Source organism: Rossellomorea sp. KS-H15a (assembly GCF_024195245.1).
Classification (GTDB): domain Bacteria; phylum Bacillota; class Bacilli; order Bacillales; family Bacillaceae_B; genus Rossellomorea; species Rossellomorea vietnamensis.
Map to the genome: position 1 here is coordinate 1,369,500 of NZ_CP096886.1, position 15,020 is coordinate 1,384,519.

General features: G+C 42.9%; 13 protein-coding genes. 12 read left to right on the plus strand and 1 reads right to left on the minus strand.

Going from position 1 to position 15,020, the window contains the following annotated elements; translation table 11 throughout:
* Positions 1–58 precede the first annotated feature (58 nt).
* The 5 genes from M1J35_RS06925 to M1J35_RS06945 all read left to right on the plus strand — a co-directional run bounded on the left by M1J35_RS06925 (position 59) and on the right by M1J35_RS06945 (position 6,124).
* On the plus strand, positions 59–2,290 hold the full coding sequence (locus M1J35_RS06925) for an McrB family protein (protein WP_254653170.1): 2,232 nt from the start codon (positions 59–61) through the stop codon (positions 2,288–2,290).
* Complete coding sequence (locus M1J35_RS06930) at positions 2,265–3,746, plus strand: DUF2357 domain-containing protein (RefSeq protein WP_254653171.1); 1,482 nt, start codon at positions 2,265–2,267, stop codon at positions 3,744–3,746. The genes M1J35_RS06925 and M1J35_RS06930 overlap by 26 nt, the downstream gene beginning before the upstream one ends.
* Positions 3,747–3,935: 189 nt before the next feature.
* Positions 3,936–4,592 (plus strand): hypothetical protein, encoded by a 657-nt coding sequence (locus M1J35_RS06935; protein WP_254653172.1) that lies wholly within the window; start codon positions 3,936–3,938, stop codon positions 4,590–4,592.
* A gap of 132 nt (positions 4,593–4,724) precedes the next feature.
* Positions 4,725–5,162: a hypothetical protein gene (locus M1J35_RS06940; RefSeq protein WP_254653173.1), complete on the plus strand. Its 438-nt coding sequence runs from the start codon at positions 4,725–4,727 to the stop codon at positions 5,160–5,162.
* 227 nt (positions 5,163–5,389) lie between these two features.
* On the plus strand, positions 5,390–6,124 hold the full coding sequence (locus tag M1J35_RS06945; RefSeq protein ID WP_254653174.1) for an Ltp family lipoprotein: 735 nt from the start codon (positions 5,390–5,392) through the stop codon (positions 6,122–6,124).
* A 127-nt stretch (positions 6,125–6,251) separates the two neighbouring features.
* Here the strand turns inward: M1J35_RS06945 and M1J35_RS06950 are convergent, their stop codons facing one another.
* The gene (locus M1J35_RS06950; protein WP_254653175.1) at positions 6,252–6,857 is read right to left on the minus strand and encodes a hypothetical protein; all 606 of its coding nucleotides are present in this window, start codon (positions 6,855–6,857) and stop codon (positions 6,252–6,254) included.
* 307 nt (positions 6,858–7,164) lie between these two features.
* On the opposite strand from M1J35_RS06950, the gene M1J35_RS06955 reads away from it, so the two are divergent.
* From M1J35_RS06955 to M1J35_RS06985, 7 genes are all read left to right on the plus strand, one after another.
* Positions 7,165–8,091, plus strand: coding sequence for an AAA family ATPase (locus tag M1J35_RS06955; RefSeq protein WP_254653696.1), 927 nt, complete (start codon positions 7,165–7,167; stop codon positions 8,089–8,091).
* Positions 8,092–9,192: a DUF58 domain-containing protein gene (locus tag M1J35_RS06960; RefSeq protein WP_254653176.1), complete on the plus strand. Its 1,101-nt coding sequence runs from the start codon at positions 8,092–8,094 to the stop codon at positions 9,190–9,192.
* A gap of 12 nt (positions 9,193–9,204) precedes the next feature.
* Positions 9,205–9,879 carry a hypothetical protein gene (locus M1J35_RS06965; RefSeq protein WP_254653177.1) on the plus strand — a complete coding sequence of 225 codons (675 nt, stop codon included), beginning with the start codon at positions 9,205–9,207 and terminating at the stop codon, positions 9,877–9,879.
* A 358-nt stretch (positions 9,880–10,237) separates the two neighbouring features.
* Positions 10,238–11,164: an alpha/beta hydrolase gene (locus M1J35_RS06970; RefSeq protein WP_254653178.1), complete on the plus strand. Its 927-nt coding sequence runs from the start codon at positions 10,238–10,240 to the stop codon at positions 11,162–11,164.
* Positions 11,165–11,339: 175 nt separating this feature from the next.
* Entirely contained in the window at positions 11,340–12,836 is a 1,497-nt protein-coding gene (locus M1J35_RS06975; protein WP_254653179.1) for a phytoene desaturase family protein, read from the plus strand.
* Between the two features lie 105 nt (positions 12,837–12,941).
* The gene (locus M1J35_RS06980) at positions 12,942–13,442 is read left to right on the plus strand and encodes a glycosyl-4,4'-diaponeurosporenoate acyltransferase CrtO family protein (protein ID WP_254653180.1); all 501 of its coding nucleotides are present in this window, start codon (positions 12,942–12,944) and stop codon (positions 13,440–13,442) included.
* An 18-nt stretch (positions 13,443–13,460) separates the two neighbouring features.
* Positions 13,461–15,014 carry a phytoene desaturase family protein gene (locus M1J35_RS06985; RefSeq protein WP_254653181.1) on the plus strand — a complete coding sequence of 518 codons (1,554 nt, stop codon included), beginning with the start codon at positions 13,461–13,463 and terminating at the stop codon, positions 15,012–15,014.
* Positions 15,015–15,020 lie beyond the last annotated feature (6 nt).

The window sequence follows — 15,020 nt, forward strand, 5'->3', positions numbered from 1 at the left end:
TTTCCTCCCAATAATATGCTAGTCTAGAAACATAACTAACAATAAGTGGGTGAACACAATGCTCAACCTTACATACTATCAATCATTATTCAATGAAGACAATACCGAAATTAGGTGCCGCAGGGTCCTTGATGAAGTGGCTCCTCAAGTAAACAGGGTATTTGAACGATTCGTTACTTCCAAGGAAGTCCCTTTGGGAGATAAGTTATACATCCGTAACTACGATACTACTTTGACGACAACTTATCATGATGCGCGGAATCCAACATATGCAGAAAAGAAAAAGAACTCTGATATGGGCAGGAAATACTTTGTGGGTCTATATATGAAATCCGATGAGAAGGAATACAATCTTTTGACACTAGAATTTAATGGAATTGCTCAATCGTTATTGATGCATACGGAAATAAGCCTCATACCTTTTTGGTCCTGGTCCAGGAGTGGTGTCATCCGGGACGTGTTGTCCTCGATTCCTGATGAGTACTCGATTTTCACAGGATGGAAGGAAAAGTCGAGAGTGCCTAGAGAAGAATTTGAAGATTTTGTGAAAAGTTGTATCAAACCAAGAAAGAGGCCATGGTTCCAAGTAGGGAAGAGTATGGACCTTGAAGGAAAGTTGGATGAGGAAGAACTGAGTGGATATTTACAGGAAGTCTGGGGCGGGTTGAGCGAATTCAGGGAATTCATCAATATGGAAATAAAAACAGGACAAAGGGCTTGGACTGCATTAAAACAATTGTCTTCCATACGTGATATTGAAGAAACCCAACTGCTTAGACGACCTTATTCTGTAGAGATTTCTTCTGTTGAAAACCTTAAATATCAAGGTAAGAGACAATCTTTTCAAATCAATGATGGAGATCAAATGATTACGAAAGGTAATATTGACTATCTTGATTATCATGACAAAAACTCACCATTCCAAACAATTGTCGTTAGGGTGGCAGGAGGTAATCAGATTTTCACCAATGTACGTGAGATTTTGGCCGATGGTACAAAGGAGTGGTGGATCAAGAAGTTATTTGCCACTCAGAGTATGGATAACCATGAAATCAAGGCGGAAGCCATGCGCTTGCTTCAGGAACATGGGATACAGGTGGAGGATGCTTCTTATTGTGTAGGCACATATGACAACGATAGCGAAACCTTCATTGAAGGGGCTCATCAGGTCAAGAAGAACTTTATTGATGCAGCTCTTCTGTTTGCCCATGCACGAAAAACGGTGGAGCTTCCTTCTGATAGTGTAAACAATGAACTGGAAATGGAAGGAGAAAATGAGCTTTCCGAAACAGAAACACTTGAGCCTAATTTCAGGTTCGCAGAAATCCATGACATGATCGATAACAGTCAATTTACTTTTTCCAAATCGATTGTAAGGGATCTGCACTTGAATCTGACTGCGCTTGATGACAAACATTTTGTTATACTAAGCGGAATTTCCGGGACTGGGAAAACACAGCTTTGCCGATTATACGCCAATGCTGTATATGGGCTGGAGTATGAAAGTGAAAATCCCTATTTCAGCATCATACCAGTTCGACCCGACTGGACTGATGCCAGTTCCTTGTTCGGGTACTACAGTTCATTCGAGAAACGTTATGTGAAAACGGAATTCTTGAAAGTGATACTGAATGCATTGAAGGAACGGGAAAAGCCACATTTCATTCTACTGGATGAAATGAACCTGGCCAGGGTGGAGTACTATTTGAGTGATTATCTAAGTGCGGTGGAGTCAAGAAAGGAAATCCCACTTCATCAGGATGAGCATATAACGGATGTCCCTCAAAAACTAATCATACCGCCTAATGTTTATATACTAGGGACCATCAACATTGACGAAACTACTCATTCCATATCGGATAAAGTGCTGGACCGTGCGTTTGTCATGACATTATCGGATGTGGACTTTACTTCCTTCTGGAAAAGGGTGGACCAGGATTTGAAAGATTCACTTTGCGGGGAATTCCTTCTCTTGAAAGAGTTACATGCTACATTGACAGCGTATGAACTTCATTTTGGCTATAGGACCATGGGGGAGATGCTTCAGAAGCTCTATGCGAATCATCAGCTGGGAGCGGGTCATGCAATGGATCCGATGGAAGCACTGGATGGCGTGATTGCCGAAAAGGTGTTGACGAAGATCCGCGGTGACGAACGAATATCGGAAATGCTTAATGAACTGAATCGCTGGTTGCCTGCCAAACTGGAAGACAGCTCCGTCTCCTTGCAGCATGTGAAACGGATGCAAGAGGAGTTGGAGTACTATGGCGCCACTCAATTCTGGAGATAAATCATTGGAAATATGGATGTCTTCGGAGGGATGGATTTCTTTTGAAGAAGCCTATTTAACCGAGGCTACGGAATACAAACTGCGGTATGAGGGGACTGAAATCGAATTAAGGATACAGGGGATACCGATACTTTTTCACAAGGAGGGGGGCCGTTTCTTTACGACACTCGTGACTCCCTTCCAGAGCGGATCGGTGAAAGTATTTCTCAATGGTAAGGAATATGAAACATTCATTTATCCTGATTCCCGTAAACTATCAGAACAGCAATTTGATGTGATGATTGAGGAGATATTAGAGGAAAGCAACAGCTGTTTTCAATTGAGCGGATTGGAGAGGGAGGTCTCTGTATCCGGTAAGAGCCGGGGAGCCTCCTGGACGCAGTGGATTTACATTGAAAGGTCCATGCAACCTCTACGTCAGATTTTTGACCGTATCGAGAAACAGCCATTCAGCAGGCTCGTCAAACTTCCGAATGTTCAGAAAAGGGAGAGGGTACAACGTGTTGCACATACGACGTTGAACTGGCTGGATAAGAGAGGGTACGGTGAAACTATTCCCCTCAATGTCGAGACGACCAAAACGTTTGAGACAGTGGACGTGTATGAAAATCAGGTCTTGAAGAAGCAGCTGTTTGACTTGACTACTCTCCTTAGGACATACATGAAAGTGGAAAGAGCGGACATTTCCAAGAAAGCGGAAACGTTTCATTCGTTGATAAGAAGGTGGATCAACTCTCCTTTTCTACAGGAAGTTTCCATGCATCAAGGGACGTACTCCATCACCCAGAAATTCAGGAAACACCCCATTTACCGACAGTGGTATAAGTGGTTTGAGCAGTTATACAAGCATGACAGGGAAGGCATCGGCTTTGATTATCCCGTTGCCATGAAGGACACGTTTCAATTATATGAGATGTGGTGCTTCATGAAAATCGTCGGGATATTGAGGGAGCTTAATCTAGTTGAGGAAACCAAGGGGTTATACAAGACGACTGAAAGTGGAATCTTTATCGACCTAGCCCAAAACAAAGAAAGCAGGATAAGGCTGCGAGATGGAAAGTCCCTCTATTTTCAACGGAACTATCGGTACAATTCAAAAGAATTCTACACTTATACCCAAAGGATGATTCCGGATATCGTTTTAGAATGTGAAAAAGAAATTATCGTATTCGATCCAAAATACCGGGTACCCGGGAACCTTGGTACCGCCCTTGGTGAAATGCACAAGTACCGGGATGGAATCGTTCATAGGGAAACAGGGGGAAGAGCTGTCCGTGAAGTGTATATTCTGACACCGACTAGCGATGATTCTGTGGAAGCGATGAGGTATTTTCAGGAAGGTTATCATGATAGATATAGAATGGGTGCATTGCAGATGGTACCTGGGGCGGGAAATAAGGAAATGCATCAAAAGATATTATCAATGGTTAATAACCTTAAAGAGGATACTGAGTAAAGCAACTATGGCCAAAAAATTACCACGGAGCAGGTATCTTGACCGAGGATCCGTAGTAGCAAGTGGGGGCTTATTCCACTCTACCCTAACCATCCTTACTTTTTAAGGAGAAGCGTGGGATTGTCCTTGTTTGACCTTTAAAATTTATGTTTTATGTCAAATGGAAAAGAAGTATAGGGGGAAGTTAGTTTGGTGAAAATCAAGAAATATGCCGCTTCCATGTTAATCGGCACAGTATTGGTCGGTTGTTCAGCAGAAGAAACATCTGAACCAAAAAAGACCGTTGAAAAGGAAGCGAATGTAGAAGTGAAGTCATTTAAGTCTATAGAAGAAGAAGCTCAGACTGAGATGAAGGAAAACTTCATGGAAAATAAGGAAGAAGCCGTTAGAGTCGTTGAAAGCTTGAAGAGAATTTTGGATGAGCCTATGGACGATTCTCTGGTCGAAGCTGGGTTTGACAAGGAATATGATTGGTATTTAAAGTCACAAAAAGTATCCAATGAGGTTGATGAATTCCTAAGGTTTCAGGATAAACCTAAATCAAGCGACTTGCTAAATATTAGATTGCTTGCCGCCACGATCGGGCATCTTCAGTATGTAAGAACGGCCCATATAGACGACACGGGAGGGGAGACAGAAGCTCAAACAGCCGTGAGTGATTGGAGGCCTGCCAGTCTGGATTTGAATTATTCATATATGTATATGAAGAGAATTGTCCATGATTTAGACATTGCTTTAAATCATAGTGGACAAGGCGAAACATTTGGAGTGACTTATCTGATGGACGGTGAGAATCTGGAAGAGTTGAAGTCGTTTATGAACGGTGGAGGGTACCAGGGAAGCTAGGGAGTGAGTGGGGGCGGAATCTGTTTTACTCATACAGAGGGACCGTCCACGGCTAACTCCAGAAGATCAATTGGAAGTCGCATTTCGAGGCAGAAAATGACTAGATAAATTAATAGTAGGAGGATGCGAAAAATGAAAAAAACGATATTCATTGCCCTTTTTGTAACAGTGCTTACAGGTTTATTTGCTGGGTGTAGTTCAACAAGTTCAGAAAACAGCGAAAAAACCTCAAAGCAAATACCTGAGTTAACAGGTGAGTGGAAACAAACAAATAGTAAATCCTCAGACGCTTATCAAGCTGCTACAATCAATAATGATACGATTGAAATCTACTGGGTAAGCGATAACGGCGACACAAAATCTCTTTATTGGGCTGGCTCTTTTACCGCTCCAACAACTGCAGACGAACCTTATACTTGGGATTCAGAAAATGACCATACTAAAACGGAAAATGCTATGCTTGCATCTTCGGATGATACTAAAACAATGACATACCAAGATGGAGTATTAAGTTATGAGGTTTCTGCTTTGGGGACGACTACAAAGGTTAAACTTGAAAAACAAAACTAATTACAATCAAAGGGAATTTTAATTAGTTTATCAAAAAAATTGTTATGAGTAGGTTAGTAAGTGTCAATTTGAAGTGAAAGTAAAAAACAGCATTCGGTCCCGGATGCTGTTTTTTTTTTTTTGAGGCCAAAGAAGCCAAGTAACCTATCCCCTTGATTCCCAGCATGTTTGAAAATTAAGGAAATATACTACTTATGTAAGCTTACTATATGGAGGGGGTACAGCTAGTGGGGGAATCACCAAAAAAGAAAAAACCGTTCTATAAAAAGTGGTGGGTCTGGGTCATTGCGATTCTGATTGTTGCAGCAGCTGTTGGTGGTGGAGATGATACTGAGACGGTTGATACGAAGGAAAAGGAAGTCAAATCAGAAGCCACCGAACCCGTGGCAGTTAAGCCGAAAAAGTCAGAAGAGAAAAAAGAGGAACCTAAAAAAGAGGAGCCTAAAACAGAACAGCCCAAAACAGAGGAACCCAAAAAAGAAGAAACAAAAGTGGAAGATGACGTCCCCGCAGAACATGCATCCGCTTTGACAAAAGCGGAAACATACGCTGAGATCATGAATATGTCCAAAGCGGCGATTCATAACCAATTAGTTTCAGAGTTTGGAGAAAAGTTTTCCGAGGAAGCGGCTGCATATGCCATGGAAAAGCTTGAATATGATTGGAAGGACAACGCATTTAAAAAGGCGGAATCTTACTCTGATACGATGTACATGTCAAAACAAGGCATCTATGATCAGCTCGTTTCAGAGCACGGTGAACAGTTCACTGCGGAAGAAGCACAATATGCAATTGATACAATGAAAGCCGATTTTAAAAAGAACGCTTTGGAAAAAGCAAAGAGTTATCAAGACTCCATGGCCATGGCACCAGAAGCGATAAGAGACCAACTCGTTTCTGAATACGGCGAACAGTTTACTCAAGAGGAAGCGGATTATGCTATTCAACACTTAACGGAATAAAATCTTATACATGAATGGGTGTCTGACCGCTAAACATAGAAAAACGATACCGTTCAAGGGGCAGACACTATTTTTTACACAAAGAGAAACATACACTTGCAAAAGGAAAAGTCCGTCATTGAAACAATCACGACGGACTTTTTCCTTTTTCTTCGTACTTTATCCCAGAGGTTTTCTTTAAGTAATCCGTCATATAAGCTACATTTTCCTCATGTTCTATATCCCCATCCTTAGGAATATAAAACTTCTCCTGAGACTTCCCATCCCCATCATAAAAAAGAAGATGTCTAGAAGTGGATACCACTTTTAAATTCTGACCAATCCTATGTTGTCGATTTCCAAGTAAGAAGGCATTTTGATCCTGATCAAACACTATCACGTATTCCTCATCGTTTGCTGGCTGGTATTTCTCTTTTAAACGGTGGGCTGATTTTTTTAGGAAAACATGGATCCTGAAGCGAAAGTAGAGATACAACAGAAAGTGTACGACAAGGGATAAACCGAACGCCAATAGAGCTGGGAACATCACTTGCAATATAAATGCGAACATCACTGGGGAAGATGTATTTGCTGATTCTTGAAATTCGTGATTCCAATACAAAAAGAATACTGTGGAAATCAAGAACACGCCTATGATTCCAAACAAGTGAACTTTTCTAAAGTAGGGCATGTATTTGAGGAGCTCATAATATCCGTTCTCGGACAGTTTGAATGTGAAGGTTTTCTTTTGCACATATGCTTCTCCTCTCTATATGGTTATTACTTTAAGTCTAATTTATATAGATGAAAGTTCAAGTGTTTTCATGCCTTTGAATTCTGATTGAATGGCGTATTAAAGTGGGCCGTGGGGAAAGGTCCCTTGGCTCACGGGTAGATGAGGAAAAAGGGGAGGGAATGGGATAGTTTGAAGTGTATGAGGTGTTGGTAAGTGAAATGGAAGCAGGAGAACCGTCCCTGTGCTCACTTAACCATAAAACGGATAAAATATTGGGATTTTTTGTTATACTTATACTGACTACTATAATCTCACTCAAAGGAGAATATATATGCTTCAGAAAATGAAAGAGAATATTTCACAAGTCATGGTGGATAAAGAAAACGAAATTGAATTAATGATGATCGCCTTGTTAAGTGATGGTCATATTTTACTTGAAGACGTACCTGGAACAGGGAAAACGACTATGGCAAAGTGCTTCTCGAAAAGTATAGAGGGAACATTCAGCCGCCTGCAATTTACACCGGATACTTTGCCATCGGATATCCTTGGCCAGGAGTACTTTGATATGAAGGAAAGTGATTTTAAGACCCGTAAAGGGCCGGTGTTTAGTAACGTCTTATTAATCGATGAAATTAATCGGGCCGTGCCGCGTACCCAATCGGCCTTATTGGAATTGATGGAGGAGAAGAATGTGACATTGGGTGGAGTCACTTCACCCCTCCCCCAACCATTCATCGTCATCGCCACTCAGAATCCGTTTGATGCAACAGGAACATTTCCTTTGCCGGATGCCCAATTAGATCGATTTTTGTTAACGATTAAACAAGGCTATCCTTCTCCTCAACTTGAGAAAATGATGCTTAAACGATTTAGGCTGAAAAATCCAATGGACTCAATCGATCGTGTGATCAGTGTAGGGGAAGTCCTGAATATGAAGGAAGAAGTAAAGAAAGTACTTGTTTCAGATGATATGGAGGATTATTTGTTAGACATTATCCAATCCACTCGAAAGCATAAATATGTAGACATTGGAGTGAGTCCAAGGGGATCATTGGCATTCATGAGGGCCATCCAGGCTCGGGCCTATATTCACGGCAGGGACTATTGTACTCCTGAAGATATTAAGGCTTTGTCTCAACCTCTACTGGGTCACCGGATCGTATTGAATGTAGAAGGAGAAGTCAAGGCGACGAAAGGCCATATTATTCAGGAAATTATGGATGGGGTCACCGTTCCGGTGGAGGCATAAATGAGAGCGGAAGTCGATCAGTCTTTTGTTTCTTCGCCTCATTTTCTACTATTCGTTGTCATTTTATTTCTTATCACCAGTTTTTTTGAATTCAGTATCCTCTCGTTTTTATTAGCGTTATTTCTCATTTTAATGGCAATCGGCAGGGTTTACCTACACTACATACATAAAAAAATCCGATGGGAATTTAAAAGGTATACGCTTGCGTCGAGTGTTGGGGATGAAGAGGAATTCTACATTGAACTAGCGAATGATTCCTTTTTTCCCATATACCGCATGCAGCTCATGATGGAAAGTGAGAATGATCAGAGCTTTGTGTTTCTTCAATCGGATGGGAGTGAGTCCACCATCCACAAAGTAGTCGTTGATTTACCTCCAAGGTCAAAGAAGACGATTCCTGTAAGAATGAGAGCCAAAGGAAGAGGGCTTCATACATGGTCCAATTTTGAGATCATCGTGGCTGACCCCTTTCCCCTCCTCTCCTATCGACTTGAATATGCGAGTGAGGGCTTCCCGGTATTTGAAATATATCCTCCGTTCCAGTCATTAAATAAGCTTCATTTCCGCTCGATTGTTTCTGGTAATCAATCATCCCATTACTCTTTCTATAAGGATGAACTGAGCATTATCGGCACAAAAGAATATGAAAATGAGAGCTTTCGACATATTCACTGGCTGGCTACTGCAAAGGAAAATAAAATAGTGGCTAAAAAATATGAAAAGGTACAGGGGAATGTCTATTCCGTACTGCTGAATTTTGTTGGAAACGGTAATTTTTTTATCAGAAAAGATATGGAGTCGCTTATTGAATATTCAGTAGCGTTATGTTCACTCCTGATAAAAGAAGGCTGCAATATCGAATTCTATGTAAATTATGCGTCCCATAAAAATGGCATATTAAAAGTTGAGAATCTTTCTAATATGCAACAAATAAAGAAAGTATTTAAAGCCACTGCATTCATTCATACAAATGGGACGTTCTTATCGACGAATCACTTCTTTGACCACGTTAAAAGGGATAAGAATCCACAATCATCAGTATTGATCGTCGGGACGGCGCCTGATGATAAAAAAGCCAACTGGATACAGTTAAAGGGATGAGGGGGAAGAGGCATGAAATATAGAATGATGACGATTGCTTTCTTTTTGTTGATTGCCTGTTTGATCAGCATCTCCCTGACCTCTCTTTCTACTACCCTTTCTTCTAGTGTAAAAGATCATTTGTTTACAGATGAAGATGTTGATATGAAGGGACAGAATCATTTTAATGGGGAGTATACCGAACTGGACGAAGAAGCGCAGGAGGGAACGGAAGTAGAGCCCCTACTAGAAGCTGTGCTCTCTCCGTTTATAGGGGAAGATACGAGTAATAATAAAAGAAACTATCTTCTTTTTTCGTTATTGGCTTTATGTATAGGGATAACAGGTTATTTCGTCTATAGAAAGTATCGTAAGAACCAACAAGGTCAAGATAAATCACCATCTTCTTCTCCTGTTGTAGCAAAAAATGATGAGGAGGTATCTGTAGAATATTCACCTTCTCTTAAAAAAGAAAGTCAAAGTAACATCCATCTGGTAAGGAGATATCTACAAAAATGGGAGAAGACACTGGGCACACACAAACAGAAGCGACCTGCAGAAACGATCAATGAATGGTTTAAGAGAATCAATGGACCAATGGAGATTATCCCTATTTATGAGAGGGTAAGATATGGGGAGTCGGGATGCTCAGATAAGGAATTGCAATTGGTGAAAAGGGTATTAAAGTTATGGGATAGAGAAAGATAACCTGTTCAGGCTGAGGCAGGTTATCTTTTTCTATTTTATTTGTTAATGATCAAAGGGTGAGTGGGTTGGTAATGGGTGGTTCAGGTAGATGAAAAAAGGAAGCAAGAGAACCGTCCCCCATGCTTCCACAAAAAAGGGTTATCCCACTTTTTGTGGAATACTAGATAATAGAAAGCCTAACGATCCTTATCTCTTCAAATCCGAATCTCTACAAACGGACTGTCATATCAAACCTTCCTAGTTTTTCCGGGGAACAAACAGGGAATAGTGAAAAGAGTGTTAGAGACACACGAAAGATGGACTTGCTCCATTCTCGTAGAATGCTAGATACTCTTTTTCATAAAGGGAGGTTCCTTGTATGTTCCCGATGATTATCGCAAAATTACTGCGCCTCTTTACTAATCAATCCAAACACACACCTATGATCCCTCAGCAGAAAGTAAAAATGAAAAAAGATGTGTTCGTTGAAACATCTGTCGGACCCACCTCCATTTCCTTCTATTATCCTTTGGCAGCAAAACAGAAAAAGCTCCCTGTTTATATCAATTTCCATGGCGGGGCGTTCATCATGAATGATAAGGAGCTGGATGATCCTTATTGCCGTTATCTTGCGAATCAGGCTGAATGCGTGGTTCTGAATGTAGAATACGGCAAAGCACCCGAGTATCCTTTTCCGAAAGCCATTGAACAGGGTTATGATATCTTACAATGGGTGAAAGGGAGAGCGGAGCAATTGGGGATTGATGCAAAGAAGGTCATGGTGGGCGGACAAAGCTCAGGGGCCAATATCGCTGCAGCCCTTTGTCTCTACCTTGAAGAGAAAGGGGACGAGCAGCCGCTCCTCCAAGTGCTCTCATGCCCGATGCTGGATTTCGTCACCCCTCATGCGGAGAAGCCGGAACCGGGCATGTGGCGTTCCCTCTTTCCCGGAGTAGCCCATTTTATCCATAAGTGCTATCTCCCCGTGAAGGGACAGGCGGGGCATCTTCTCGCTTCCCCTGTCCTTGCCGAGGTTAACGGACGCTTAGCCTCAGCCCTGATTCTCATAGCAGAGTCAGATGCATTCAGGCCGGAAGCTGAATGTTACGCGGGGAAATTAAAAGCAGCAGGGGTGAATGTGCAAGAAGAGTTATTCAGGAGTTGTTCCCATGCGTTTACCCATCTCGGACCTAAAGAAAAGGCAGAAGAAGCCTGGCAAATGATCGCAGGGAAAATCAAGGCTGTGGTCGAAGCGCCTCCTGCAAAACACATCCAACGTTTTTCTTTAAAGGGAGAAAGGGTATAAGATAAGGGCAGAATGTACAGACTTGATGCTGAGAAAAGTCTGAACAAACAGAATATAGTTCGATGATCCAGAGACGGATCAGGAGGAGATGGGTATGGAACTGGCACAAGGACAGTCGGATTTAGAAAACATATATGCTCCACATAAGATTTCCGAAAAGGAGGAACGGTGACCATTGAAAAATAAAACGGTACTTATCATTGGAGGCGGGCTCGGCGGGGTGTCGGCTGCGATTTCACTGGCACAGGCTGGGTACGATGTCTCTTTATATGAAAAAAACGATCACATTGGAGGAAAGTTGAACCGGCTCGATCAGGATGGCTTTGGTTTTGATCTTGGCCCGTCCATTTTAACGATGCCCCATATCTTTGAGAAATTGTTTGCGGCAAGCGGAAAGTCCATGAAGGATTATGTCCCGATTGAGAAGCTGGATCATCAATGGCGCTCCTTTTTTCCCGATGGAAATATCATAGACTTATATGAAGATGTGAAGGACATGAGGGAGAAGAACGCTTCTCTCAGTGAAAAGGACATTCGTGAATATCAGAAGCTGCTGGATTATTCGAAGACTCTCTATAATATGACGGATAAAACCTTATTCAAGCACGGTGTTGATTCAACGAGAGGGATGATGAAGCATACGGGGCTGTTCTCCGCCTTGAAGAACTTTGACCTGTTATCGACCGTACATAGATCCCTCGATAAGCGGATCAGCAATGAACAGTTCCGTGATATGCTTTCCTATTTCATCAAGTACGTCGGTTCGTCCCCTTACGATGCGCCGGCCGTGATGAATATGATGATCTATATGCAGCATGACCAGGGCGTATGGTATGTCCCCGGCGGTTTGCACAAGCTCGCCGACGGCCTCGTGAAGCTTGCGGAAGAAGTGGGAGTCACCTTCCATCTTGGAAAGCCCATCGTCAAGCTTGAAAAGAAGGATGGCGGAATTACTGGAGCCGTTTTGGCAGACGGGACCAGACTCACGGCGGATTACTTTGTTTCCAATATGGAAGTCATTCCGGTATACGAGCGCTTGCTGGAGGAAGACAGCCATTATATTAAAAAATTAAAAAAGAAATTTGAACCGGCGAGTTCCGGTCTCGTCATGCATCTCGGCGTGAAGAAGAGTTATCCGCAGCTGCGCCATCATAATTTCTTTTTCGCCGAAAATATGAAGGCGCAAATGGAATCGATCTTCCATCGCCGTGAATTACCGGAGGATCCGGTCATTTATCTTGTAAACGTCAATAAGACCGATCCGACACAGGCACCTGAAGGGCATGAAAACATCAAAGTGCTGCCTCATATTCCGTTTATCCGGGATGAAAATCCGTATACTCAAGCCGACTATGAACAATTCGCTGAACGGGTCCTCATCAAATTGGAGAAAATGGGCCTCGATGGCTTGCGTGACAACATTGTCACTCGTGATATGTGGACGCCGGAAGATATCAGGCGCACGTATGGCTCCGACCGCGGGGCGATTTATGGGACTGTGTCAGACAAAAAGAAGAATAAAGGGTTCAAGCATCCGAAACAGAGTGAACGGTACAACAACCTCTATTTTGTCGGGGGAACGGTGAACCCCGGCGGCGGAATGCCAATGGTGACCTTAAGCGGCCAGCTTGTAGGGGAGCAGATTGTGGAGAGGGATTCATCCCTTGCCTGAAGATGATCGAGCCTTTCTGGAGACGTTACCGGAAAGGCTGGTTTTCTCGAATATAGCCATTATAGTAACAACACGATTGTACCTTTTAAAACAAGGGGTGATGTCATGATCGTATCACTGCCTGTCCATTGGATCATTATCATCGATATACTTGCCTGGACGTTCTTTCATCTCGCCATTTCAGCCATATGCTTGAAACTGCCTTTTTCATGGTTTCTGGAAGATCATTTCTGGTTTCGGACGTTCGCTTTTGAACAATCGGGAAAACTGTGGCAGCGTTTGTTCCGGGTGAAAACGTGGAAGGGACTTATTCTCGATGGCACGATTTTTTTGAAAAAGGGATACAGCAAAAAAGGGTTGCATGGGACGAAGTCGAGGGACCTGATGGTGTTTGCGGCGGAAACGAAACGCGCGGAACTCACCCACTTGCTTTCCATTCTCCCTGCTCCGCTGTTCTTCATCTGGAATCCAGCATGGGCAGGAGGGGTGATGATCCTGTATGCCCTTGTCTTCAACCTTCCGATTATCGTGGTTCAGCGCTACAATCGGGGGCGCATCTCGGCCATCACGTCAGGACTTGGCAAGGAATCAAGCAGACTATTGTAAGGAAATGAGGGAACGCATATGAGTAAGAAGGTGATTGTCGTTGGGGCAGGTGTTGCGGGACTTGCCAGTGCCATCAGGCTTCAGCACGCGGGGTACGAGGTGGAGTTATATGAAAAAGGATCCACCCCCGGGGGCAAAATGAATCAAATTAAACTGGACGGCTACACGTTTGATCTGGGTCCGAGTATCGTCATGATGCCGGAACTGTATCGGGAACTGTTCGAATTATGCGGACGTGACCCTGATGATTATATCCCAATGGAAAAATTGGATCCGATTTACCGGGCCTATTTCACGGATATTCCCGACCAGCCTTTTGATATCTCGACGGACCTTATCCAAATGACCAAGACCATCGAATCCCTCAGCGAAGAGGATACGGAAGGATTTTTTCAATACCTGCATGAAATTTACAGACGATTTGTCATCGCCAAGCAACACATTCTTCAAAGACCTTTCCGTAAGAGAACGGATTTCTATAATTTCCCCCTGTTGACGAAAGTGCTGCAAATGAAACCATACGACACGGCAGACACGTTTATGGGGAGATTCATCAAGAATGAGCGGCTGAAGCAGCTGATCAGCTTTCAAACGCTGTACATCGGCATTTCTCCTCTAAAAAGTCCATCTTTCTATACGATGATCCCGATGATTCAATTTTTATATGGCGTATGGTTCATCAAAGGCGGAATGTATACGATGGCTTTAGGGATGGAGAGGCTCTTCAAGGAACTTGGGGGAACGATTCACTACGGCAAGGCGGTAGAGGAAATCTCCATTCAAAACCGCAAGGCGGACGGGATTATCGTGGACGGCGGGAAAATCCCTGCAGACTATGTGGTCTGTAACGCAGACTTCCCTTATGCCATGAAACACCTGGTGAAAGACAAGGCTTCCAAGGGCAGATTTACGGATAAGAAGATCGACAGCATGAACTACTCTTGTTCCTGTTTTTTGATGTATCTCGGGATGAACCGGAAATATGAAGAGGTCGATCATGTACATACATTTATTTTTAACGAAAAGCTCAATCAGAACCTGGAGGATATTTTTGACGGGAAGAAATTAACGAATGCCTCCTTTTATGTGTACATCGCTTCAAAGAAGGACCCATCCCTTGCACCTGAGGGGAAGGACGGTCTGTACATTCTAATGCCTGTTTCAAATATTGCTACAGCGGATTATCAATGGGACGAGGAAACCATCTCCTATTATCGCAACTATATTTTAAATGAATTAAAGAATATCCCCGGATTTGAAAATGTTGAAGATGAAATTGTCACCGAAACGTATACGACGCCATTGGATTTCGAATCGAAATTCAATGCCTATCGCGGGGCCACATTCGGCTTGCAGCCAACACTGGATCAAAGCAACCACAAGCGTCCCCAAAGCAAGGCAAGCCATTGTGAAAATCTGTACTTCACCGGGAGCAGCACCCATCCCGGTGCCGGTGTCCCGATCGTGCTGTTATCAGCCAGGATCACAGCACAGGAACTGATCCAGGATGATACAGGGCAAGTGTACGATTATTCAGCAAACATAAAACCTCAACGGGGATTGTCACATTAGGGACGT

What these genes read in the sequence shown, in the direction of transcription:
- M1J35_RS06985 (WP_254653181.1), top strand. Translation starts at nt 13,461, where the DNA reads ATGAGTAAGAAGGTGATTGTCGTTGGGGCAGGTGTTGCGGGACTTGCC.
- M1J35_RS06925 (WP_254653170.1), top strand. Translation starts at nt 59, where the DNA reads ATGCTCAACCTTACATACTATCAATCATTATTCAATGAAGACAATACC.
- M1J35_RS06965 (WP_254653177.1), top strand. Translation starts at nt 9,205, where the DNA reads ATGAAATATAGAATGATGACGATTGCTTTCTTTTTGTTGATTGCCTGT.
- M1J35_RS06970 (WP_254653178.1), top strand. Translation starts at nt 10,238, where the DNA reads ATGTTCCCGATGATTATCGCAAAATTACTGCGCCTCTTTACTAATCAA.
- M1J35_RS06930 (WP_254653171.1), top strand. Translation starts at nt 2,265, where the DNA reads ATGGCGCCACTCAATTCTGGAGATAAATCATTGGAAATATGGATGTCT.
- M1J35_RS06940 (WP_254653173.1), top strand. Translation starts at nt 4,725, where the DNA reads ATGAAAAAAACGATATTCATTGCCCTTTTTGTAACAGTGCTTACAGGT.
- M1J35_RS06980 (WP_254653180.1), top strand. Translation starts at nt 12,942, where the DNA reads ATGATCGTATCACTGCCTGTCCATTGGATCATTATCATCGATATACTT.
- M1J35_RS06960 (WP_254653176.1), top strand. Translation starts at nt 8,092, where the DNA reads ATGAGAGCGGAAGTCGATCAGTCTTTTGTTTCTTCGCCTCATTTTCTA.